The organism is Halioglobus maricola (genome assembly GCF_009388985.1).
Taxonomy (GTDB): Bacteria; Pseudomonadota; Gammaproteobacteria; order Pseudomonadales; family Halieaceae; genus Halioglobus; species Halioglobus maricola.
This window is the reverse complement of sequence record NZ_CP036422.1, coordinates 1,291,310-1,314,389: the sequence shown is the minus strand read 5'-3', so window position 1 is coordinate 1,314,389 and position 23,080 is coordinate 1,291,310. Positions and strand designations below refer to the sequence as shown.

Here is a 23,080-nt window from a genome sequence, read left to right as displayed (position 1 = left end):
ACTTTATTCGCCCGCCTCAACAACCATGCCCTCGACCATCAGGTCGAATCGGCTAAGCACGACCTGATCGCCGTAAGCCAGGCCATCACTGATTACCACCGCATCGCCCTCGCGGCGCAGGACCGTCACAGACCGACGCACTAACTGATCGTTTTCCACGAGGTACACATGAGCACTGTTATGCACAGCAGAACGCGGCAGACGAACGGCATCCTCCACTGCAGTGCCCGGGAAAACCGCCTCCACAAACAGACCATGAGCGAGAATCTGGTCATGCAGCTGGACATCATAGGGATTCTCTATTTGGGCTACCCCGTAGAACACGCGCGTTTCTTCATCGACCCGTCTCTCTACTCTGGTCAGGCTCGCTTCCCAACTTAAATCCTGCTTACCGAAGGACGCGGTGAGCGTAATAGCCTGGTTCTGCCCAGCGCGAACAAACGCTATATCCGAGGTCAGAATAGGCAGCCGTACTTCCGCAATATCCGTGCTGAGAAGTTTCATCAGAGCAGTGCCCATGGTCACATACTGACCGAGATCGGCTCGCTTGATGTCAACCACGGCGTTAAAAGGCGCTCGGATTTCTGTATTCTCCAGGTCCACCTGAGCCTGACGCAGACGCTCTTTGGCAGCGGCTACTCGCGCCTCAGCCTCAGCCATGGACGCTTTCTGCACCAACACTGTTGCCTCTCGCAAGGAAAGTTCTGCTGTAGCGACCGCAGATCTGGCCTCAGATACAGCTACCTCATAGTCGATCGGATCAACTCGCAGCAGCACCTGCCCCTCAGACACCTCTTCCCCCTGAAGGAACCCGGGATCTACCCAGACTACCCGGCCATTAACCTCGCTCACCAACTCGATCGTGTACTGCGGCGTAACAATCCCCCGGGAGTGAATCTGCACGCTGACTGGCCCGGGCTCTACTGTGAGCGTATCGACATGCGGTGCGACGACAGCTCTATCTCTTCTTGGCAAATCACCGCGGCTATTCAACATCACATATGCAATAAGCGCCGCCAGGGCAACGACGGCTATGGGTACAAGCAGGTTTTTGACTAATTTCGGCATTCCAGACTCTCAGAGGACGCTCGCCCACAAACGGGCTCGCCTAAAGACGGGTGCCTATTTTACGCGAGAACAACGTCATACAGATTGAAAAATGATAAAGAATTGTAAATCCGCTGTATCGGCTTAGAGCAGCCTGTCCAGACTCAGGGCAGCACCCCGGCTCCGATGGGAAGCCAATGCGATCAGTAACTCTGCCGTGGCAATCGCGTCGAGCAAGGCATTGTGACCGTGAAAGTGAGGCAAGTTGTAGCGGTCACGGCAGGATTGCAGGCGTAAATCGCCGGGTTTGATCGGGGTATCATTGCGCCTCAGCAGCCCCTCCTCCTGCATCATGGTGTCGACAACCGGCATCAGAATAGGGGCATTGAAGTAGCGGCGGCTGATCTTGTTCAGGAAAGCGAGATCCAGCACTGCGTTGTGGAACACCAGCACCTTGCTTCGGGCAATCTGGAGGAATTGCGTCAATACCCGATCTACCCTGTCCGCATCGATAAGGTCGTAGTCACGCAGATTATGGATAGCTGCACTCTGGCCAACTGATTTCTCAGCGCGAATCAAGTGGTGCTCGGCCGTACCCAGATTGATAGCGCCATTCTCAACCACCACCCAGCCAACGCTGAGCAGCTCACCTGTGTTGACGTCCAGCGAAGACATCTCCGCGTCCACCACGAGATATGACACCTTCTGCCAGTCGCTCGAAGTGGATGGCAAGGGCGCTTGCCAGCAGTTTTGCAGCGCTGTGCCCGAAATCCGGCTGCGATAAGCCAGCCGTCGCAACCGCAGTTGCCACATTATCCCATTCCCGCCCGATAGGTCTGGCGGATTGAGGACTGGGCTTCATCGATGATAGTGAATGCATCGCGCAACTGCTCCTTCGCCATCTTGGGCAAATCACGGGGGTTGAGGAAGTTCGAGACTTTTTCGCCTCTGAGTATTTGTTCGCACTGATGCTTGATCCGCATCTGTTGGACAAAGTGCAGTGCGTCCGCCAGGTTCCTGCTGGTGGCAATTGTCATGTGCTTGCCATTGGCCAGGGCCTTGAGTCGCTCATCGGTATTCACAGCTTCAATTTTGTGAGCCAATGCGTGCAACCTGACAATTTCTGTCACGGGCAGAATTCCCCGTTTCTTTAAATCGAGCTCAGAACGGTGCTCACCGTCACGGTCAACCACAAAGCGGCGGAAGATTCCCAGCGGTGGCCGGCTATCCAGCGCATTGGCAGCGAGCGCCGCCAGGAAAATAGAGTTGCGTGAAGTGAGATCCAACATGGTTTCCTGCAACTGCGCCGCCAGACGGCTGTCGCCATAGATACAACGAATGTCGAAGAAAATACTCACCCGCATCACTGCATCAGGCGTCGGGGATCGGGTCCATTTGCGTACTGTGTCCTGCCACACGCCCAGAGGCTGACGCCACTCATCGGTGGTGGCCATGATTCCACCCGGGCAGTACACATAGCCTACTTCGTTGAGTCCATCACAGACAAAATTGGCCACATCTTTAAACCAGGGCAGCTGATCCGCCCTGACCCCGTCCGAAATCACCAGGCCATTATCCTGATCAGCCCCAAGCAATTGCTCTGCTCTCGCCTGAGAACCAAACCCCGTCCAACACCAGGGCACCGGCGCGGGACCGAAGGTTTCCTCGGCTAATTGAATCAGGCGAACAGTAATGGCGTCGGAAATAGCGGTAAGTACCTGGCTCACCTGCTGGGCGCGCATCCCGGAGTTAACCCACTGCACCATCAGATTGGCCATGCCCGAAACCAACTCTTTAATACTCTGCACATCATTCTGGCGCGAGATATGCTGCACCATGTAGACCGGGTCGTCTTGCTTGGCAAGAATAAGGTCCGATGTAGTTACAATACCTTTGGTTTCGCCATCTATCTTCACGGGCAGGTGATGAAAGCGCCGCTGGGTCATCAATAGCGTGGTCGCAAAAATCGTAGTAGAGCCGTCCACGCACTCAATATCCGGAGTCATGATTTCACTCACCGGCAAGGTAGCGGGCAATCCCTCGGCCACGAAACGCACCCGAAGATCGCGATCGGTAACGATGCCGAGCAAGAGGTCATTCTCGACCACAAATGCGGAAGAGACTCGCCGCTCAGTCATGACTTGCGCCGTATGCTGCACAGTATCGGTAGGCTTTACGATGAGCAGCCGGGTGCTCATCACAGTGCTCACCTCCTGCATCATCGTATTCGGCTCAGGCTGGTAGCGCGCGGCACGGCGTAACCGTCGATTTCGCTGGCCGGAAAAATACCGATCAAAATCGCGATCGCTTTCGCGCAGCTGCAGGTAGACATCATGCGGCACAAAGTAGAACAGCGCGTCCTCGATGACCGTCGCAATCACCTCGCCACGCCCGGCGTTCAAGCCGGCAATATGGAAGCTCTCCCCCTCCCCCAAACGATCAAGTAGTTTATTGTCGCTATCGCGGAGCTCTACCGCTCCGCTGCGCAGAATTCGCAGGCCCTTCTCCGGAGTCGCTGCATCGAACATGTCTCCCTGGCAGTGATACTGCACCAGGATCTTGCCAACAATGGGGTAAAGTATTTCTTCGGCGAGTTCGTTGAATGGCAGTGTTTGCTGAATAAACTCGGCGAGAGAAATGAGCTCCGGCGTATCCAGCCCAGGGTGATCGACCCCGACGTCCGCTTCCCGGGCTTTGCGCTCTTTACTCTCACTCGCCATTAATCAACCTCTCAACTTTCTGGCTGGAGAAATGTTGTTGATGCCTCTGCAAAAAAGCTGCTGCTCTCTGCGTTGGCAACGACCCGGATTTTTTCTTCCGGACCCGGAATGCCATCCAGGGGAATGAGCCAGGTCAGACCCTGACCGTCGACGGCTCGCATGGGCATCGGGGTCAATTCGTCCCCGGTTGGACCCACTGCCAGCACCACACCTTCCAGGGGATGTGAGGCACTTAGCAAAAATTCAGGCCCGGCCAGGCCATCCTGGAGAGACAGGCGCAATTTGAAATTTTCGTTCTCGAGATCACATGCACCACTTTCGTAGCGACAATTACTTTTCTCGACCAGTGGGTAGGACTTTCCCGCCTGCGCGGCTTGCGGCTGCTCGCCGGTAAACTGACCGACGGCAAACCAAGCCAGTACGGCGAGTATAGGTGCCACAATCATGGCGATAATTACGTGCTTATTGGTGAACATTGTTTGTGTTATCTCTCAAGCGTCACTCGCTCTCACTGTTGCACGATCCACACTCGGTTGGAACATCATCAAATGCAGATTGGGCAAAAGTGACAAGAATCATATCTACTATTAAAAAAAGGAGGCGCCAAACGGCACCTCCTTCAACATGGACATTGGATAAATTAGTGGCCAGTGGCCTCTCCGGCTCCCGCCGGTACGCGGATATGTTCCACCAGCTCCTGCACTTCCTTGGGTGGAGCAGCGGTTACCTTGGATACCGCAAAGGCGATAGCGAAGTTCACGACCGCACCAACACAACCGAAGGCGTTTGGCTCGATACCGAAGAACCAGTTCGCGCCACCGGGCTCAATCCAGGCAGTGCCCGGGATGAACATGATGCCCTTGTGCTGGAACACGTAGAACAGGGTGACACCAATACCGCCAACCATGCCAGCGATGGCGCCTTCCTTGGTGATACCCTTGGAGAAGATACCCATCATCAGTGCCGGGAAGATTGAAGACGCTGCCAGGCCAAAGGCCAGTGCCACCGTGCCCGCCGCAAATCCCGGTGGATTAAGGCCGAGATAACCGGCGCCGGCAATCGCCACCGCCATTGCGGCTCGCGAAGCATTGAGCTCGGTTTTCTCACTGATATTCGGCGTGAGCATGCCTTTGAGTAAGTCATGCGATATCGCCGAAGAGATCGCCAGCAGTAGACCCGCCGCAGTCGACAGTGCCGCTGCAAGACCACCGGCGGCCACCAGAGCAATGACCCAGTTAGGCAGCTTGGCGATTTCCGGGTTAGCCAGAACGATAATATCGTTATCGACCTTGGTCATTTCGTTAACTTCAGGATCGGCGCTGTACTGAATACGGCCGTCGCCATTCTTGTCTTCGAAAGCCAGCAGACCGGTCTTTTCCCAGTTCTTGAACCACTGGGGACGTTCATCAATTGCGAGATACTCACCAGGTGTGGGTTCGATAGTCTGCATCAGGTTCAGACGAGCCATACCAGCAACAGCAGGTGCTGTGGTGTACAGGATCGCAATGAATACCAGAGCCCAACCCGCAGAGGAGCGCGCGTCTTTAACCTTGGGTACGGTGAAGAAACGAATGATCACGTGTGGCAGACCTGCCGTACCGATCATCAGTGACAGGGTATAGGCGAACATATTAATGCCACTCAAGCGCACGTTCGTCGTGTACTCCTTAAATCCAAGGTCCGTCACCACCATGTCGAGCTTGTCCAACAGATACACATCAGTGCCTATCAGCGTGCTTCCCAGGCCCAATTGAGGCAGCGGGTTACCGGTAAGTTGCAAGCTGATAAAGATAGCCGGAATGGTGTAAGCCAGAATCAGTACACAGTACTGAGCAATCTGCGTGTAGGTAATTCCTTTCATACCACCGAGTACGGCGTAGAAGAACACGATTGTCATACCCACATACAGGCCGGTGTCGTAGTCCACTTCCAGGAAGCGGGAGAAGGCAACGCCAACACCTTTCATCTGGCCGATTACGTAAGTAACAGAACAGATAATCAAGCAGACAACCGCCACGGCCCGCGCCGATTTGGAGTAGAAGCGATCCCCAATAAACTCGGGTACGGTGAACTTACCGTACTTGCGCAAGTAAGGCGCAAGCAGCATGGCCAGAATTACATACCCGCCGGTCCAGCCCATCAGGAAAACCGAGCCACCGTAACCGCCGTAGCTCAAGGCAATAAGGCCGGCCATAGAAATAAACGATGCCGCTGACATCCAGTCAGCCGCTGTAGCCATACCGTTTTGTATAGGGTTGATACCACCGCCCGCAACGTAGAAGTCCTTGGTAGAACCCGCGCGTGCCCAGATAGCGATACCGATGTAGAGGGCAAACGTAAAGCCGACTACGATATAAGTTAATGCTTGAAGTTCCATCTCGATATCTCCTATTCGTCTTCGTCGACGCCGAACTCACGGTCCAGGTCGCCCATTTTTTTGGCGTAATAGAAAATCAAACCTACGAATACGTAGATAGAACCTTGCTGGGCGAACCAGAAGCCTAACTTGTAGCCGCCGATCTGGATGCTGTTCAGGACATCAACAAGGATAATGCCGCAGCCGTAGCTGACGACAAACCAGATCACCATCAACTTGACCATTAAGGACACGTTGCGGCGCCAGTACTCCTTCGCCTGATCTTCGTTTAGTGAGGACATCACACACCTCCTTCGGTGTTGTTATCGATTATTGCCACCCGGATTCTACTCCTGGCGAAAAATTCATACCCTTAGACCTTGGTCTATCAAGACAAGGTATCTGAGGTAACGCGCAACCTATACTCTGCCTACCAATGCCTTAAAGAAATTAGACCTTGGTCTACGCAGAGAAAATCACAGGCCGATAAAAAGCTATATATAAAGAACATAATTGAAGAAAAAGAAAACGCGACAACGAAAAAAACTGATAGTTTCGTTTTTATCGACCAAGGTCCAATTGGTTTTACAAAGCAAAGAGAAGAACCTAGCCGTGTCAATCGACCACCTACACGGAGAAGGTTATGTTAAACATAAAAACGAAGGCACTCACCGCAGCAGTCGTCCTCGCTACAGCGCCGCAGGCATTCGCCGGCTATGAATTCGATCTCGGCGACGGCAACAAACTCAGCTTCGGCGGCTACATCAAGGCAGACGCCCGCTACGTAGACGGCGACCTCAAGTATCAGGATTATTGGCGCGGCAACAACCCCGGCTTTGAAGACACATCCCACACCCACTTCAACGTCAAGGAGACCCGCTTCAACACCAAGTACACCCACGGTGATGTCACTGCCTTTATCGAGATGGACTTCTATGGCGGCGACGGCAATGAAGTCGCAACCAACTCCACCAACCCGCGTCTGCGTCACGCCTTCGTCAAGTACAAGGGTTGGATGGCTGGACAATTCTGGACAGCCTTCACTCCGCTAAAAGCGTTTCCGGATTCTCTGGACTTCGGCGGCCCCATCGTCGGTGAAGTGTTCGTACGTCAACCCGGCGTTCGCTGGTCCGGCGGCGGTTTCACCATCTCGGTTGAAAACCCCGAGACCTGGGGCGGCGACACACCCACCGGAGGCAATAGCGCCGGCGGTGGCTCAAACAATATCGACGCAGATGAGGATACACCTGACCTGATCGCTACCTACGGCTTCAAGGGCGACTGGGGTGAAGTACAGGTCGGCGTTCTTGGCCGAGCACTGGAACAGGGCGGTATCGACGAAACCGCTGTCGCCGGTAACATCGGCGGCAAGATCAATATCGGGAAAGACGATATTCGGTTCCAACTCAATGTCGGTGAATCCGGACGCTATGTCGGCGCCGGCATGGTGCAGGACGTCGTCATCGACCCAGTCACAGGTGAGAAGGAAGTAGAAGACACCACCGCCTTCACCGTGGCCTACCGGCACCTGTGGAGCGATAGCTGGCGCAGCACAGCGTACTATGGTGAAGCGACCACTGATGTTCTGGAATACGACCGTTCACACTGGGGTGTTAACCTGATCAAACAGTTGACCCCGGCGCTTTCCGTAGGCGGGGAAATTGGCCAGTATTCAGTGGACGACGACCTGGGCGAAAATGGCGACTCCAGCTACTTCCAGCTCTCGTTTAAGTTCGGCATCTAATCCAAGCACGCAAAAAAAAGGGGCAGCTCATTGAGCTGCCCCTTTTTTTATAACCGCTTTACAGCTGCTGCACCGCCCAACTGAGAAATTCCTTGCGGGTCTTTTGATCAGCCTGCTGCCACCATTGCTTCAGCATGTCTGCAGGCTCACCTTCAGCTGAGGCCCTGGGAGAGAGATCTTCCTCTATCACTGTCACCGCAGCTGCGGGCGTCGATGCTAATGCTGGCTTAGCCGCTGATTCAGGGGCTGATGCAGCTGCTGACGTAACCGCAGCCGGCGCAGCAATCTGACCGCCACTGTCCGCCGCCCACGAGTAGGCTTCAGGCCTGGGTTCGGAGGGCGCCGCATAAGTGCCGGTCTGATTAGCGCTATACAGCAGCGTCTCAAATTCTTTCTGGCCGATATTGGTGTTTGTAAGCGTGTAACTCACCGCACCGCCATCCTTGCGCTCGATCTCAACCTGGGGGGCCTCAGCGAATTCCAATGGCTTGCGTATCACGCCACCGGCGGGCTTCAGGTAGTAGTCGACGCCTTGTTCCACATCCAGACTGACAATAAAGGCATCGGACCTGACTGAATCCTGTGCATCGTGTAAGTCGGAATCCACCATATCTGAGTAGCGCAATGCGATTTCACGCTGTCCTGAATCGAGTTCCAGTTCAGATGTGCGCATAACGACACTACGCTTCACTTTCTGGCCATCGACGGCCAGAAATTCAAATGCCATGGGGATGTGAAGCTCGCCTGCCATCAGCTGCGCAGACGCTAGCGCTAACGCCGCAGGTAAGGTTACTCGTGAGAATTTCATGATCAGCATCCAGGTTTAGATTTATACCGACAGAGTATAGTCAGAGCGGTACCAGCAGGCCTTTGGACTAAGGTCCAATGGGCATCGGCGCCCGGTTGCTTACACTGGCAAACGTGTTTCTCACCCCCACGGACCCTTTGGGGTCTTAGTGTTTAACCGGGCTCACGCCCGGTTTTTTTCTTTACAGAGGCCGTATTTCCCCGTAACAATAGCCACAATAAAAACATGGTGACTTCCCATTGAGTGACACACCGCAATCGATCCTCATCGCAGATGACCACCCCCTGTTCCGCAACGCGCTACAGCAGGTACTCGGACAACTGTTCCCCGAAGCCACCCTCTATCAGGCGGCGAGTGTTGCTGAGCTGCAGACAGAAGTAGAGCGACACCCGAACCTGGACCTGCTGCTACTGGATCTGCATATGCCGGGGGCGCTGGGATTCTCAGCTCTATCATGGTTTGTGGGCCACAAGACGGATACGCCTGTCGTCATGGTCTCCGCCAATTCACACCCCGAAACCGTGCGTCGCGCAATCGATCACGGCGCTGCAGGCTTTATGTCGAAGTCTGCCGATATCTCTGACATGCAGGACTGCATCAACCGGGTCACCGCCGGCGAACGCGGTTTGCACCCAGGCCTCGACGCCAATGCCAACGGCGCCAGTCTGCAGTCACTGGATGTGGCAGACGCCCTCGCGACCCTGACTCCACAGCAGTTTCGGGTGGCCTCAATGCTGGTGGAAGGCCTGCTGAACAAACAGATCGCTTACGAGCTCGATGTCAAAGAAGCCACCATCAAAGCGCACATGACCGAAATTTTCCGCAAATTGGGCGTACATTCGCGGACTCAGGCCGTGCTGGCACTGGCAAGCCTGCAAGTGGACCCACCCCAGGACCTCACCGAACCACCCGCCTGACACTCGAGCAACAACTTCAATAATTGAGCGGCATTGATGCCCCCAGATTCCGCTGCCGGGGTATAATGCCGGACGATGAAATCAGCCCAGAATATCCTCCGCGCCACCTTCGGCTACGACAACTTCCGCCCGCCCCAGGACCAGATTATCGATACGGTAATCAATGGCGGCGACGCGCTTGTACTAATGCCCACCGGTGGAGGGAAATCCCTCTGCTACCAGATTCCGGCGCTGGCGCGACCGGGCTGCGCAGTGGTGATCTCCCCACTCATCGCCCTGATGCAGGACCAGGTGAGCGCCCTGCGCCAGCTGGGTGTGAGCGCAGCCTTCCTCAATTCCACACTGCCACCAGATCAAGCGATGCAGGTCGAGGAAGATCTGGTACAAGGCAAATTAGACCTGCTCTATATCGCACCTGAGCGCCTGAATCAGCAACGCTGTCTCGCGCTGCTAGAGCGCGCCCCGATCGCCCTCTTTGCCATTGATGAAGCGCACTGCGTATCACAATGGGGACACGACTTCCGGGCCGACTATCTGCAACTAAGCCTCCTGCACGAACGCTTTCCACAAATACCGCGCATTGCCCTCACCGCAACTGCAGACGAACGCACCCGAGCGGAAATCATCCAGCGCCTGAACCTCGAAGAAGCGCGCCAGTTCATTGCCGGATTCGATCGCCCGAATATTCGCTATCGGATCTCGCTCAAGCACAATGCTCGCCAGCAATTACTGCGCTTCCTCAAGGAAGAGCACCCGGAGGATGCTGGCATCGTTTATTGCCTCTCACGCAAAAAGGTCGAAGACACCGCCTTCTGGCTGCAGGAACAGGGGTTCAAGGCATTGCCCTATCATGCCGGGCTAGACGCCTCGATACGCGCTGACTATCAATCTCGCTTTCTGCGCGAGGACAAGGTCATTATGGTAGCGACCATCGCCTTCGGCATGGGCATCGACAAACCCGACGTTCGCTTTGTCGCGCATCTGGATATGCCCAAAACGGTGGAGGCCTATTACCAGGAGACAGGCCGCGCCGGCCGCGATGGAGAACCGGCCAATGCCTGGATGGTGTATGGCCTGCAGGATGTGATCAAGCTGCGCCAGATGCTCGACAACTCCGAGGGCAGCGAGGAGCATAAACGCGCCGAACAGCACCGCCTCAATGCCATGCTCGGCCTGTGCGAGATCACCAGCTGTCGACGGCAGAGCTTGCTGGCCTATTTCGGCGAAGGCCTTTCAGAGCCCTGTGGCAACTGCGACACCTGTCTGGAGCCTGTCGATACCTGGGATGGCACGGAAGCTGCGCGCAAAGCCCTGTCGGCGGTATACCGCACTGGTCAGCGCTTTGGCGTCAACCATCTGATTGACGTATTGCGCGGCAGCGAAGGCGAAAGAATCTACCAGTATGACCACCACCAATTACCCACCTATGGTGTGGGCAAGGACCTGGACAACAATCAATGGCGCTCGGTATTCCGCCAACTGGTCGCGCGCGGCTATCTAAGCGTAGACCTGGAGCGATTCGGCGCCTTGAAGCTGGAAGAGCAGTGCCGGCCACTGCTGAAGGGAGAGGAACAAATTGATCTGCGGCGCGACGTAAAGCAAAAGTCTGCAAAGCGCACAACCCGCACCTCTTTGCCGGATGATATCGATGTCGCGCTTTGGGAGGCGCTGCGTGAGTGTCGTCGCGGCCTGGCCGAGGAACAAGGGGTACCGCCCTATGTCATCTTTCACGATCGCACCCTGCAGGAAATGTGTGCCGCCCTGCCCCGCAATAAAACCGCCTTCGGCCGCCTCAGCGGTGTCGGTGAGCGCAAGCTGGAAAAGTATGGCGAACTGTTTATCGCGGTGATTGACGCTCACCTCGGATAGCCCGCCGCCGCGCCCTCAACACTACTTACACAGGCCTCCACCAATCAATTTGTAAGGTTCACAGTTGTAGATCAAACGCCCCGCCTCGCCGTGCTGCCAATCCAATGGTTTGAGCGCATAGGGCGGTGGCATACCCGGCGCTGAGTCGCTCTGGGTTTCGTCGATGGGCCGCGGGTAAGTCGCCCAGTCAAGCGGCGCACGCCAACCCGGCGGAGGCACAAGCTCAGAGCGGGTACCGGCTACAGGGTACAGTGTGCGCCAGTAGTGAATCTCTCCGGCGAGCTCCTCCACGACCTGCGGATACTCACTTGCCAGATTATTGTACTCATTCGGATCGTCGGAGATACGGAACAGATGATTGGTGACAGTTGCTGAGAGCAGGCCCTGATCCACTTCCTGCACCAGCTTCCAGTGATCATTGAAAGCGGTAAACATGAATCGCCCGCGAATGGGTGTTTCAGAAGTGAAGAACAACAAATCTTCACGCGGTATCTTTTTACCCTGCGCAATTGCGGGCCACATGCTGCGCCCATCCAGCTCGAAAGATGTATTGCCCGGCTCCACGCCAGCGGCCTCGGCTAGCGTCGGGAATACATCCATTGCGCTCATGATTTGCCCCATCTTCTGGCCGGCAGGCAGTGCTTCCGGCCAACGCAACAGAGAGACCACCCGAATACCGCCCTCCCAGGTTTCACCTTTACCGCCGCGCAATGGCGCATTGTCCGCTCCGCCAGACGCATATGCCGCACCGCCATTGTCGCTGAAGAACAGGACGATCGTATCGTCAGCGATGCCCTCCTCGTCCAGGGTGTCGAGCACCCGACCAATCGCCTGATCCATACCATCGACGACTGCTGCGAACATCGGCCGGGCGCTTGGCTGGCCAGTGAGGCGGCTGATTTTGCGCGACTCGTCGGTGTTGCGACTGCGCGCCGGCGCCCGCTTGTCCTCCATGTCAGCGTACTTGGCGACCAGGTCATCGGGTGCTTCGAGTGGCGTGTGTGGAGCAATAAACGGCATATAGATAAAGAACGGCTTGTCCTCCTCTCGCTCGCGAATATAGCGCGATACCTCGTCAGCGAGAATGTAGGACTCATAGCCATCCTGCTCTATAGACACGCCATTCTGCTGAAAATCCTTGCCGCCCTGATTGGCAAAGGGAGGGAAGTATCCTACTTCGGTGTGCAGATGGCCGTAGAAGTGATCGAAACCCCGCTCATTCGGGTGGTAAGCCTGCAGTGCATGCCCGAGGTGCCACTTTCCAACCATAGCGGTCTGGTAACCCACCGCCTGAAAACTCTGCGGCATGAAGTGCTCTTCAGGATGAATACCCGCATTAGTCCAGGGCCAGATCACCGCATAGGCTACACCCAGGCGAATAGGATCCCGGCCTGTCATCAGCGCCGCCCGGGTCGGCGAGCAAATTGGAGTGGTATAGAAGCGACTCAGTTCGACACCCTCGGCCGCGAGTCTATCGAGCGATGGTGTATCTATTTCACCACCGTGGAAGCCCACATCAGCCCAGCCCAGGTCATCGGCCACCATGATGATGATATTGGGGCGTTCGGCAGCGGTTGCACCTGCAATAAGAAGTGACGTTAAGAGCAATGTTATTAGAATACGCACCTTGAATTACCTCGGTAACGGGAAGCAAGGCTGAACTATGCCACAAGTCCTAATACCCGCGTATTACTTGTCGTTCATACATTGACCCAATCGTCGCTTCGGCGTAGTTTCTTAAACCCATCCCATAAGGCGAGACCATGAGCAGCACCCCGCCCAGCGACAACAGCCTGGCAATCTCCAATCAGGTGCATCTGCCTCTGGAAGAGATCGACATGCAGGCAATTCGCGCCCAGGGCGCCGGCGGCCAGAACGTGAACAAGGTGTCTTCAGCCATTCATCTTCGCTTCGATATAAGAGGCTCTTCACTGCCCGATTTTTACAAGGAGCGCCTGCTCGCACTGCGCGACAAGCGGATTACCAGTGACGGCATACTGGTGCTGAAAGCGCAGCGATTTCGCACTCAGGAAAAAAATCGTGCAGATGCGCTGGAGCGCCTGCAGGCGCTGATCCACTCAGTGGGTGTGGTGCAGAAAAAACGCCGCCCTACCAAACCCACCCGCTCCTCAAAGCGCAAGCGCATGGACAGCAAAACAAAACGCGGGCGGGTCAAGTCCCTGCGTGGCAGAGTCGATCACTAGGCCGGGACATCTCTCTCCGCAAGACTAGTCGCCACCAGCACAACACTCATCCTGCAGATAGGCGATCAGCGCATCCAGCTGGCCGTACTGGGCGACACAATACAACACCCTCCCTTCTCGTCTCTGGCTCACCAGGCCGGCGGATACCAGCCCGGAGATATGGTGGGTCAATGTAGAACCGGGTACTTCCAGCACCGACTGGAGACTACCCACTGGCAAACCCTCGGCGCCGGCCTTGACCAACTGACGATAAATCGCCAGGCGCATGGGATGCCCTAATTCCTTTAATGCTTTCGCCGCTACTTCCAGCGGTAGTGTCTGCTGCTTTTTCATATTTCGATATTACTAGAATTATATTGACAAGCCAATACTCCCGCTTTATATTTCGACTTTTCTAGTATTATAGGTTAATCGCAATGCACATCGATACACAAATGGCGCTGGACGCCCTGAACATGTTCGTCTTCCTGAGTGTGGAGCTGACTCTTCTCTACCTTGTTATCAGCTACGGCGTTGGGGTACTGCAGTCGTACCTTGGCCCGGAAAAAATACAGTCGATCCTGGCGGCTCGAGGCGGGAGTGGCTATGTGATCGCCGCCCTCCTCGGCGCCGTCACTCCGTTTTGCTCCTGCTCAACTATTCCCTTCCTCAAAGGACTACTGAGGGCAAAAGCAGGCTTCGGCACCATGATGGTGTTTCTGTTTGCGTCGCCACTGCTCAATCCGATCATTATCGGCCTGTTCGTCGTTACCTTCGGTGTGAAAGTGGCAGCCACGTACTTCGTGATTGCAATGACCTCGTCAGTAATCGCAGGCTTCGTGCTGGAGAAACTTGGATTTGAGCGCTTCATTAAACCGGAAGCCTATATCGAACCCAAGGCCTCTGGTTGCGGACAGAGCTGCGGGGCACATCAAACCCAACCCAGCAAGTGGCGCGTGATCTGGAACGACACATGGATAGATTTCAAGAAAGTGCTGCCCTATCTTGCAGCGGGCATCGCCGTCGGCTCAATGATCTACGGCTTTATGCCCTCTGACATCGTCGCAAGCGTCGCGAGTGAAGATAATCCCTTCGCTATACCGGTCGCCGCTGTCATCGGTATTCCGCTCTATATCCGCGCAGAGGCTGTTATTCCATTGAGCGCGGCACTGGCGGCCAAAGGCATGGGATTGGGCGCGGTGATGGCACTGATCATTGGCAGCGCTGGCGCCAGCCTGACAGAAGTGATCCTACTGAAATCGCTGTTCCGAAATCCACTGGTTGCTGCCTTCCTGGTTGTGATTCTGGGCATGGCCATCAGCGCGGGCTATTTCTACCAGCTTGCCTTCTAGACCATAGCGGCAACAGCAGCGACAGCTGAATCGATCTCCCCCGAGTTATTGATAAGGCTAGGCGCAAATCTCGCATAGGACTCCCGGTAAGGCGTATCACTCGCAATGATACCTTTACCGTAGAGTTCCATCACAACCTCTGCCGGCTTTTTGCCATCCACATCAAAGCAGACCAGACCCGAGGATAACTCCGGGGACATCGGTGTGTAGAGCTTAACGCCGTCGATCGCAGCGAGCCCCTCCTTCGTCTGTGTATTAAGTTCATGTATACGCTTCTGGACGCGCTTCTTGCCCATGGCCAGATGCAGGTCAAATGCCGCTGGCAATGCCCAGCGGTGCTCAAAAGAGTGAAACCCGCCAGGTGACATGTGCTCACCGATAGGAACATTGTCGGGAGTAGTCTTACCCAGCCAGACATCGTAGCTGGCACTGAAACTGGGAATAACGGACTCGCTCATACCCCAGGCCCGATCATTGCCCCAGATCACCCCTGTTCCCCTGGGTCCGAATATCCACTTGTGTGTGCCTGCCACGAAGAAGTCGCATCCCAGGGTGCTAACGTCTACATCTTCAATACCGAAGCCGTGTACACCATCTACACAAAACAGTATCTGCTCGGTCGCATCACGCCGGTCGTTCTCCTCTCGAATGACATCCGAGATCGCGGCAATCGGGAGCTTCACACCGGTTGAAGAATGCACCCATGTACAGGCGAAAACACGGGTTTCGGGCTTCAATGACCGCTTTACCCTGGCGCAAATGCTGTCCACAGTGACGCTAGCTGGATCGCTGTAAAGCGCCGTTTTACGCACACTGACACCGGTGCGCTTCGCCCGCTGCGCAATCGACAGATCGGTTGAATAATGATCGTGCGTGGTCTGCAGAATTTCATCTCCTGGCCGGAGTAACAAACCACTGTAGACCATAGCCAGCCCCATGGTTGTGCTGTCAGTCAGGGCAATATCGGCACCCTTACCGCCCATATAGCGCGCGGCAGCAGCGGACACCTCACCATCGATAGTTTGGAAATGTTCATGCCAGTAGGCGGCAGGGTTAACATCAAGGGCATCACGATGCTTTTCGATTTCCCTCGCCACAGGACGTGGGTGCGATGCGAGCAGGAACGTGGCGAGATGAATGTAGTCGGGCGTGAGAGGAAACAGTTCCCGCAGCGAAGACCAGCTATTCGGATCGAACTTCTCGACGGCTTGTGCCTGTCGAGCTGCCCCGAAGCTAGCGGTAACGGCGGACAGAGTGAGACCGGCGGACTGCAAAAAAGCACGTCGTTTCATGGCTAAGATCCTCGCGGGCATACACCCGCTAACAGACTGGGCTTTATAGTTGTGCCTGCAGTATAGACCACCGCTCGAAAACACCTGCAGGGAGAATGCTTTCCAGATGATCCTACATTCAGAATACGTTCAGGAAGCCGGAATACTGTAGGCTGACGCACACATACTCACAGGTATTTCCATGCCAGCATCACAGCGATTACACGGCCTCGATTTTCTGAGGGCCCTGATGATGTTACTCGGAGTCGTGCTGCACGCCTGCCAGCTGTATATGGTAAACCCGGTGTTGGACTACTACTGGGATCCTGCGCGATCGCTGAGCATGGATGTGTTGTTGTTCTGGATAAACACCTATCGCATGCCTGTGTTCTTTCTCTTGTCAGGGTTTTTCACCGCCATGCTGCTGGAGCGACATGGCCCCAAGGCCATGTTTGAGAACCGCTACCGGCGCATTGTGGTTCCATTTATTATTTTCCTGCCACCGCTGGCTATCATCATGACTACCTTGCGCATCGTCGCGCGCAATGTCATGGCAACGGGGGAAACGGGCTTCGATCTCAGCTATATCGAGAACCCGGCTAAACTTTGGAACAACACGCATAACCTCTGGTTCCTCTACTACCTCATGCTCTACCTGGGTACCGTGTGGCTTGCATTAAAAGTTCGGCCGAAGTGCAGTCACGGCAACAACGCACTCACTCGTCGCCCCATTCAATCGCTCGCTACCATGGTGCCATTGTGCTTGACGCTGGCCCTGCTGGGCAGCCTGAACTGGCCGGGGCGAGCGCGGGCTGAGCTGAATTTCATCCCCGCACTCGATGTCTATCTTGTCTATGGCATATGCTTCGGTTTTGGTTGGCTGCTCTACCGGCGGATCGACGATCTCGATACCCTGGCGGAGAAGTGGAAACCATACATGATATTCGCATCGGTGATGTGCGCTGTTGCGCTCGTGACACTATTAGCCAAGGGCACTCCCGACGACGCGCGCTACCTGCCCATGCACGCATTATTGTCCCTGGTAACAGGATTTTCTGTGGGCTACTACATGCTGGCGTTCGTCGGCTTGTTCAGCAGGCATTGCGCTTCCTACAATCCCTGGACGCGATACCTCTCCGACAGTGCGTACTGGATATTCATTTTCCACTCGATCCCGATGGTCATGCTGGCCATACCGCTGCACGGCTGGGAGGTCGCAGCTGAGTGGAAGTTTCTGGTCATCTGCACCGCGACCTCGGCAATATGCCTGGCGAGCTACCAGCTGTTCGTACGCAACAGCTGGATCGGCCAAGTTCTCAACGGACAGCGTTCTACAACCGTGCCCTGGCGGAAAAATTAGCGGCGTCTACTTCGCACCGTCAAACCAATCGTCAAAGCCGTGGGTCGGTGACGGGCCGATGTGCATCTGCTCGAGTACACCGTGCCCCACCTTATCACCGCAACGCGCGACAACAATTTGCTGGACGTGAAGATTTTCCAATGCCAACGGATCGAGCTCACTGTCAGTCCAGCTTTCGCCGCCAATAGCCAACTCACCGTGCCATTTGCCGTGGCCCCATTCCGGGTGCTGGTAACCCAGGCCCTTCATGCGATGCACGATGACCGGCTCAATTGAAATCTCGAGGCTCTGGCCCGATTGGTCGTTCATAGTGATCACCCCGGACCTGGCGCGCCGGGTACCCGGGATAAAGTCCAACTTGTGCTGCACCTTGCCATGCCACATGGTCGCGCCCGGATCTGTAGTACCGGGAATCTCATCGGGTCCCGAATACAGTGGCAAAAAGCCCTGATCGGTATGCCACTGATGTCCCTCGCCATCCTCGAACCAACCCGCCAGGCTGCAGTGATCCTCCCAGTAAATAGGCAGCCAGTTAAAGTGCACTGCCTGAAAATCGGCCAGAGGCGCGCCACCACTGTAAGCATCGCCCACAGGACGAATTCCCCAGGAACGATCCTTGAGCCCGAATGTGGTCGCGCCATCCACCCGCAGCTCCTTGCCGTCAAACCTGATCCAGCCAGACCACGCACCGAATTGGTCTAGACGAGTAGCGTCCATCACAATGTGGCGCTCATTGCGCAAAGTCTGGCGCCCCTCTTCGATACAGGCTGTACGCGGAGTGAAAGTGAGATCACAGCTTATGCCAGTCTCGTTTTCGGCGATCACAAGGCGATGCCGCCCCATCGGCTCAAGAATTTGCAGCTCCATAGGACCGATGCTCAGGTCGGTAGGCTCTTGAGGCGCGCGACGTGAGCCGTGAAACGCGTACTGCTTGCCGTCGATGGCAAGGCTCAGGCTGCCATCGAGGATACCCAGATTGGGATAGCGGCAAAGGCCGACCCCAAAATAGAAACTGCCGTCGCGGGCGTGGGCGTTATACCAGTATCGGTCATAATGAAAGCGATCACTGCTGGCGGTCCGAATAACAGGCTCGGCAGTCTGGTGAATAGGATAATCGTCGAATTTGGATAGCATGATGCCTCCCTTTTCTATGGCTTCAGACGGTCACTGTACGACCGTATAGTAAATAAAACACCCGAATATCTCTAGTCCCGCTTTTGGGCTGAGGGGTATGCTTATTCATCCGTCTCACTACTATCGAGCGGCTGCGCGGGCCGAACAATAAAAATAGCTCACAAGAGGCAACTGGCGTAGCCAATGACAAGGCTCTCAATCAACAACCCCGCCGCGATTGCCGTGGTGGTCATACTCATCGCCGTCTTCGGCCTGATCAGTATCAGGGAACTCCCCATCCAGTTGTTACCGGATGTGGAAAGACCCTCGATTTCCATCGCTACCCAGTGGCGCTCTGCTGCGCCGGAAGAAATCGAAGAATCCATTGTTCAGCCTCAGGAAAAAGTCCTGCGCAATATCGAAGGCCTAGAAAGCATGGTCAGCGAGATCTATCGCGGCCAGGGCAATATCCGGCTCGACTTCCGGGTGGGTTGGGATATGCAGCGTGCGATGATCGACGTTATCACCCAACTCAACCAGGCGATTGATCTACCCTCCGACGCCGATGAACCGCGAGTCATCTCCGGAGCCAGTAGCAGCCGCGGCCAGGCTGCTTCCCTGCTCATTTACACTTTGCCTGACAATCCGGTGGAAGATATCGCAAGCCGTTATCAGGACCTGATCGACAGAGAGGTAGAGCCACGTCTGGCGCGCGTACCGGGTGTAGCCAGAGTGCGCCTCGGCGGTGAGCGAGAGCCCGAGGTTCATATCACTCTCGACCCCCACCAGATGGCCGCACGGAACATTTCCATCCCGGACGTAGCCAATACGCTGCGCCGCGCCGTGGATGTGTCGGGCGGTTTTGCCGATGTAGGCAGACGTCGTTATACCGTGCGCTACCTCGGCCAGCGCAAGCTCGATGATCTGCATGACCTGGTCATCACCTGGCAAAATGGCGAGCCGGTCAGATTGCGCGACGTGGCTACCGTCGAGCGCGGCTTGCGCAAGCAAACCAATGTCACCTACCGCAATGGCTTTCCTGCTTACTACATCAGCATGGTTCCTTCTTACGATGCCAATACTGTCGAGCTACTGGACGCGCTTAATAAAAGCATCGATGAAATCAACGATGAGGTTCTGACCGCCGAAGGCTTGCGCATCGAGCTGAGCTACGACGCCTCGCTACACATCCGACGGGCCATCACCCTGGTCCAGCAAAATCTTATTCTGGGACTGGTTCTGGCGAGCCTGGTGCTGCTGTTTTTCCTCCGCGACCTGCGAGCCACCCTGGTGATTGCAGCCACCATACCGATCTCGCTGCTGGTTGCCTTTGTGGTCCTCAATCTCACAGGAAAGACTCTCAACGTCATCTCGCTTGCGGGCCTGGCCTTTGCCGTTGGCCTGGTGATGGATGCGGCGATCATCGTGCAGGAGAACATTGTGCGCTTGCGCGCGTCAGGCATGGAGATATACGCGGCGACCATACAGGGCGTGCGCGAAGTCGCCGGCGCCCTCTTCTCCTCTACGCTTACCAGCGTGGCGATTTTCCTGCCGATCCTGTTCATGGAAGGCGTGGAAGGCCAATTGTTCAAGGACCTGGCTATCACCCTCACCACTGCCGTGAGCTTTTCGCTCATCACCGCTATGACCATACTCCCCGCAGCCGCCAGCCGGCTGGCGTCGGCTGAATACACACCGGATAGGCTGGCACATCGCTGGCGTGAACTCGCCGACAAGGTCATCCACCTGACACGCTCGAAGCAGCTGCGCCTGTTCTGGACCGGCGCAATTCTCGGCGCGTCTCTGCTTAGCAGCTGGCTGTTTATGCCCAAGATCGATTTTTTGCCCAAAGCTCGAATCGATACGGTCATGACCTACTTCGCGGTACCACCAGGGATCAATCTCAAGACACTCGATAAGGAGATCATGCAGGAAATTGCTCGACGCCTGAAACCCTACTACGACCAGGAAAAAGAGCCGTATATACGAGGCTACAACCTGTCGAGCTTTGGCGCCGAGAACACAATGTCATTTCTCTATCCAGAAAACGCTGAAGACATGCCGCGCATGCTCACGTTAATGCGCACCGAGCTCTTCACCGGCCTCAGTGACACCGAGGCCTACGTCAACCAGGCGTCGATGCTCAATCTCAGTGATGGCGGGCCAGACGCGATCAGTATCGACCTGCAGGGGGCGGACATGCAGGGCCTCAAGGCGGCCGCAGAAAAAACCATGGAACTGGCCAATGGCTTGTGGGAAGAGACTGTGTCGTTCTCGCAACCCGACCTGGCAGCGGGTGAGGCAGAATTGCGGATCTACCCAAGAGAACAGCGCCTGAGTCTGGCGGGCCTCGACCGACGCGCGGTGGGCGATGTTGTTCGCACCTACACAGACGGCCTGTGGACGGGGGAATACTTTGACGGCAACCATCGCTACGACATGATACTCAAGAGCCCCCCGTGGGAATCGCCAGAGGAACTCGCCGCAATGCCACTGGCAACACCGCTCGCAGGCATCCAGACGATCGGCGAGCTTGCCGAAATCCAGCGCGGCGTTGGGCCGGCGCAGCTACAGCGCGTCGATGGCCAGCGCACAATCACGGTCTTCGTTATGCCTCCCGACAACGTGCCAATGGAAGAAGCACTGCAGACTATCCGCGAGCAGATAGAGCCCGAAGTCAAACCGCTGCTTCCTGCAGGCGCCCGCTTGAGCTACCGCGGTAGCGCCGATCGCCTCAGCGAAGCACTGAACACCGTTGCGATCAATTTCCTGCTAGCTGTACTAATACTGTTTCTGATCATGGCAGCGCTATTCCGCTCTGCCCGCGATGCCATGCTCGTGTTGTTGGTGATGCCCATGGCCATCGCCGGCGGCCTGATCGGGCTCAAGCTCCTGAATCTCGTCACTTACCAATCACTGGATCTGCTGACGATGATCGGCTTTATCATTCTCCTGGGGCTGGTGGTAAACAACGCCATTCTGCTGGTAGATCAGACGCGCACTGCCCAGCGCAATGGCATGTCTGAAGCAGACGCTGTCCATCAGGCCGTTCTCTATCGCGCACGGCCGATTTTCATGAGCACACTTACCAGTATCTTCGGTATGCTACCGCTAATGGTCATTCCCGGAGTGGGCTCTGAAATTTATCGCGGCCTCGCCACGGTGATCGTGGGAGGTATGACTATATGTGCCTTGTTTACCCTGTTACTGCTCCCCAGCCTGTTGCGCCTGGGCAATGTAAAACCGGAGAACACGCCTTGAGAAAGACACTTCTATTGAGCCTCGGACTGGTGGCAGCAGTTAGTGCTCCGATGGCCTCTGGCCAGGCTCCACCTGCGCTGGTGCAGGTGGAGCAGGTACGTTCAGCAGCACTTGCACGCAACCTCCCCCTGTCGGGCCGAGTGCACTCGCGCAATGATGCGGACATGAGCATGACACTGGCGGGCGAGCTCAAATGGGTGCTGGAACCCGGCACCGAGGTTGCCGCAGGCGATGTCATCGCAGAGTTGGACCAGCTACCCATCGAGCTACGTAAACTCGAGCTCGAGCATCTGGTGGAGCGAGAGCGTATCAACGTAAACTATCTCGACAAGGAACTGCAGCGGCTGCGTCAGCTGCGGGAAGACAACAATGCTTCAGAACGCATGCTGGACGAAGGATCCATGCAGCGAGACGCCTCACGGATGGACATCCGCTCGCTGGAAGCACGCATCGACCAGGTGAATGACGAATTACGTCGCTCTCAACTCGTGGCGCCCTATGCTGGTGTTATCGCAGAGCGCCACAAGGAAGCCGGTGAGTACGCTCGGCCTGGAGACGTCATTGCACGGGTGGTAGATCCAACCCATCTTGAACTGCGCTTCGAGATTCCCGTGGTGTATCAGAAGCGGATTAGCCGCGGCCAGCTAGTGAACTTCGCCGCTCAGGGCAGCCAGTTGCTCGGAGATACGCCTCAAAGCTTTCAGGCTCGAATTCGCACCATCATCCCGACAGCAAACGCGAACTCCCAAACCTTCCAGGTACGCGCGGATATCGATACAGCGGATACCGGGGCAGTACTCACAGGGCAACTTGTGAACTTGCAGCTCTCAATGGCCAGCGCAGACACTAGTCTGCAGGTTCCACGTGATGCGATCGTCCTGCGCGGCGAGGGAAAATTCGTGTTCCGCATTGGTGACGACGACACTGCCCACAAGGTCGTCGTAACTGTCGGCGAGGGCGCAGCAGACTGGGTCAGCGTGAATGGTGATCTAAGCCCCGGCGACTGGGTGGCCATCAGAGGGCTGGAACGACTGCGCGATGGCCAGACCGTCAACCGACAAGGATCGTGACCTCACACG

19 protein-coding genes are annotated in these 23,080 nt (G+C 55.9%); 8 read left to right on the top strand and 11 right to left on the bottom strand.

All coding sequences use genetic code 11. The features are described 5' to 3' along the window. Positions 1-3: 3 nt before the first annotated feature. The 6 genes from EY643_RS05965 to EY643_RS05940 form a co-directional block, all read right to left on the bottom strand. Entirely contained in the window at positions 4-1,068 is a 1,065-nt protein-coding gene (locus tag EY643_RS05965) for an efflux RND transporter periplasmic adaptor subunit (protein WP_152661336.1), read from the bottom strand. A gap of 123 nt (positions 1,069-1,191) precedes the next feature. Beyond that, positions 1,192-1,860, bottom strand: a complete 669-nt coding sequence (locus tag EY643_RS05960; RefSeq protein WP_170287296.1) for a 3'-5' exonuclease — start codon at positions 1,858-1,860, stop codon at positions 1,192-1,194. After that, on the bottom strand, positions 1,860-3,767 hold the full coding sequence (locus tag EY643_RS05955) for a putative nucleotidyltransferase substrate binding domain-containing protein (RefSeq protein WP_152661335.1): 1,908 nt from the start codon (positions 3,765-3,767) through the stop codon (positions 1,860-1,862). The genes EY643_RS05960 and EY643_RS05955 overlap by 1 nt, the downstream gene beginning before the upstream one ends. A gap of 11 nt (positions 3,768-3,778) precedes the next feature. Next, positions 3,779-4,243, bottom strand: a complete 465-nt coding sequence (locus EY643_RS05950; protein ID WP_152661334.1) for a hypothetical protein — start codon at positions 4,241-4,243, stop codon at positions 3,779-3,781. A gap of 164 nt (positions 4,244-4,407) precedes the next feature. Next, on the bottom strand, positions 4,408-6,144 hold the full coding sequence (locus EY643_RS05945; RefSeq protein ID WP_152661333.1) for a sodium:solute symporter family protein: 1,737 nt from the start codon (positions 6,142-6,144) through the stop codon (positions 4,408-4,410). 11 nt (positions 6,145-6,155) lie between these two features. Then, positions 6,156-6,425, bottom strand: coding sequence for a DUF4212 domain-containing protein (locus EY643_RS05940; RefSeq protein ID WP_152661332.1), 270 nt, complete (start codon positions 6,423-6,425; stop codon positions 6,156-6,158). A gap of 341 nt (positions 6,426-6,766) precedes the next feature. Between EY643_RS05940 and EY643_RS05935 the strand changes: the two genes are divergently transcribed. Then, positions 6,767-7,867, top strand: a complete 1,101-nt coding sequence (locus EY643_RS05935; RefSeq protein WP_152661331.1) for a porin family protein — start codon at positions 6,767-6,769, stop codon at positions 7,865-7,867. 58 nt (positions 7,868-7,925) lie between these two features. On the opposite strand, the gene EY643_RS05930 is transcribed toward EY643_RS05935, so the two are convergent. After that, on the bottom strand, positions 7,926-8,675 hold the full coding sequence (locus tag EY643_RS05930; RefSeq protein ID WP_170287295.1) for a DUF2057 domain-containing protein: 750 nt from the start codon (positions 8,673-8,675) through the stop codon (positions 7,926-7,928). A gap of 239 nt (positions 8,676-8,914) precedes the next feature. Here EY643_RS05930 and EY643_RS05925 point away from each other — a divergent pair, with 239 nt between their 5' ends. Next, positions 8,915-9,592, top strand: a complete 678-nt coding sequence (locus tag EY643_RS05925) for a response regulator (protein WP_205743162.1) — start codon at positions 8,915-8,917, stop codon at positions 9,590-9,592. Between the two features lie 75 nt (positions 9,593-9,667). Further along, positions 9,668-11,461: a DNA helicase RecQ gene (gene recQ, locus EY643_RS05920; RefSeq protein ID WP_152661329.1), complete on the top strand. Its 1,794-nt coding sequence runs from the start codon at positions 9,668-9,670 to the stop codon at positions 11,459-11,461. 21 nt (positions 11,462-11,482) lie between these two features. Here recQ and EY643_RS05915 read toward each other — a convergent pair whose 3' ends face one another. Next, on the bottom strand, positions 11,483-13,087 hold the full coding sequence (locus EY643_RS05915; protein ID WP_240732836.1) for a sulfatase-like hydrolase/transferase: 1,605 nt from the start codon (positions 13,085-13,087) through the stop codon (positions 11,483-11,485). 137 nt (positions 13,088-13,224) lie between these two features. On the opposite strand from EY643_RS05915, the gene arfB reads away from it, so the two are divergent. After that, positions 13,225-13,665: an alternative ribosome rescue aminoacyl-tRNA hydrolase ArfB gene (arfB, locus tag EY643_RS05910; RefSeq protein ID WP_152661328.1), complete on the top strand. Its 441-nt coding sequence runs from the start codon at positions 13,225-13,227 to the stop codon at positions 13,663-13,665. Between the two features lie 24 nt (positions 13,666-13,689). On the opposite strand, the gene EY643_RS05905 is transcribed toward arfB, so the two are convergent. Next, positions 13,690-13,998, bottom strand: a complete 309-nt coding sequence (locus tag EY643_RS05905; RefSeq protein WP_152661327.1) for an ArsR/SmtB family transcription factor — start codon at positions 13,996-13,998, stop codon at positions 13,690-13,692. 83 nt (positions 13,999-14,081) lie between these two features. On the opposite strand from EY643_RS05905, the gene EY643_RS05900 reads away from it, so the two are divergent. Next, the gene (locus EY643_RS05900) at positions 14,082-14,996 is read left to right on the top strand and encodes a permease (protein WP_152661326.1); all 915 of its coding nucleotides are present in this window, start codon (positions 14,082-14,084) and stop codon (positions 14,994-14,996) included. Here EY643_RS05900 and EY643_RS05895 read toward each other — a convergent pair. Next, positions 14,993-16,288 carry an aminotransferase class V-fold PLP-dependent enzyme gene (locus tag EY643_RS05895; RefSeq protein ID WP_152661325.1) on the bottom strand — a complete coding sequence of 432 codons (1,296 nt, stop codon included), beginning with the start codon at positions 16,286-16,288 and terminating at the stop codon, positions 14,993-14,995. The genes EY643_RS05900 and EY643_RS05895 overlap by 4 nt on opposite strands. 229 nt (positions 16,289-16,517) lie before the next feature. On the opposite strand from EY643_RS05895, the gene EY643_RS05890 reads away from it, so the two are divergent. Next, positions 16,518-17,627 (top strand): acyltransferase family protein, encoded by a 1,110-nt coding sequence (locus EY643_RS05890; RefSeq protein ID WP_205743161.1) that lies wholly within the window; start codon positions 16,518-16,520, stop codon positions 17,625-17,627. 6 nt (positions 17,628-17,633) lie between these two features. Here the strand turns inward: EY643_RS05890 and EY643_RS05885 are convergent, their stop codons facing one another. Beyond that, positions 17,634-18,761 carry an Rv3169 family protein gene (locus tag EY643_RS05885; protein WP_152661323.1) on the bottom strand — a complete coding sequence of 376 codons (1,128 nt, stop codon included), beginning with the start codon at positions 18,759-18,761 and terminating at the stop codon, positions 17,634-17,636. 183 nt (positions 18,762-18,944) lie between these two features. Here EY643_RS05885 and EY643_RS05880 point away from each other — a divergent pair, with 183 nt between their 5' ends. Together EY643_RS05880 and EY643_RS05875 are read left to right on the top strand one after the other, a co-directional pair. Continuing rightward, positions 18,945-22,001 carry an efflux RND transporter permease subunit gene (locus EY643_RS05880; RefSeq protein ID WP_152661322.1) on the top strand — a complete coding sequence of 1,019 codons (3,057 nt, stop codon included), beginning with the start codon at positions 18,945-18,947 and terminating at the stop codon, positions 21,999-22,001. Continuing rightward, entirely contained in the window at positions 21,998-23,071 is a 1,074-nt protein-coding gene (locus EY643_RS05875; protein ID WP_170287294.1) for an efflux RND transporter periplasmic adaptor subunit, read from the top strand. The genes EY643_RS05880 and EY643_RS05875 overlap by 4 nt, the downstream gene beginning before the upstream one ends. Positions 23,072-23,080: the final 9 nt, after the last annotated feature.

Excerpts from the sequence above, each read along its gene's own strand:
- EY643_RS05940 (WP_152661332.1), bottom strand. The coding sequence starts at position 6,425 with ATGTCCTCACTAAACGAAGATCAGGCGAAGGAGTACTGGCGCCGCAAC.
- EY643_RS05945 (WP_152661333.1), bottom strand. The coding sequence starts at position 6,144 with ATGGAACTTCAAGCATTAACTTATATCGTAGTCGGCTTTACGTTTGCC.
- EY643_RS05895 (WP_152661325.1), bottom strand. The coding sequence starts at position 16,288 with ATGAAACGACGTGCTTTTTTGCAGTCCGCCGGTCTCACTCTGTCCGCC.
- EY643_RS05905 (WP_152661327.1), bottom strand. The coding sequence starts at position 13,998 with ATGAAAAAGCAGCAGACACTACCGCTGGAAGTAGCGGCGAAAGCATTA.
- recQ (WP_152661329.1), top strand. The coding sequence starts at position 9,668 with ATGAAATCAGCCCAGAATATCCTCCGCGCCACCTTCGGCTACGACAAC.
- EY643_RS05880 (WP_152661322.1), top strand. The coding sequence starts at position 18,945 with ATGACAAGGCTCTCAATCAACAACCCCGCCGCGATTGCCGTGGTGGTC.
- EY643_RS05960 (WP_170287296.1), bottom strand. The coding sequence starts at position 1,860 with ATGTGGCAACTGCGGTTGCGACGGCTGGCTTATCGCAGCCGGATTTCG.
- EY643_RS05900 (WP_152661326.1), top strand. The coding sequence starts at position 14,082 with ATGCACATCGATACACAAATGGCGCTGGACGCCCTGAACATGTTCGTC.
- EY643_RS05890 (WP_205743161.1), top strand. The coding sequence starts at position 16,518 with ATGATGTTACTCGGAGTCGTGCTGCACGCCTGCCAGCTGTATATGGTA.
- EY643_RS05950 (WP_152661334.1), bottom strand. The coding sequence starts at position 4,243 with ATGTTCACCAATAAGCACGTAATTATCGCCATGATTGTGGCACCTATA.
- arfB (WP_152661328.1), top strand. The coding sequence starts at position 13,225 with ATGAGCAGCACCCCGCCCAGCGACAACAGCCTGGCAATCTCCAATCAG.
- EY643_RS05955 (WP_152661335.1), bottom strand. The coding sequence starts at position 3,767 with ATGGCGAGTGAGAGTAAAGAGCGCAAAGCCCGGGAAGCGGACGTCGGG.
- EY643_RS05965 (WP_152661336.1), bottom strand. The coding sequence starts at position 1,068 with ATGCCGAAATTAGTCAAAAACCTGCTTGTACCCATAGCCGTCGTTGCC.
- EY643_RS05885 (WP_152661323.1), bottom strand. The coding sequence starts at position 18,761 with ATGCTATCCAAATTCGACGATTATCCTATTCACCAGACTGCCGAGCCT.
- EY643_RS05935 (WP_152661331.1), top strand. The coding sequence starts at position 6,767 with ATGTTAAACATAAAAACGAAGGCACTCACCGCAGCAGTCGTCCTCGCT.
- EY643_RS05930 (WP_170287295.1), bottom strand. The coding sequence starts at position 8,675 with ATGAAATTCTCACGAGTAACCTTACCTGCGGCGTTAGCGCTAGCGTCT.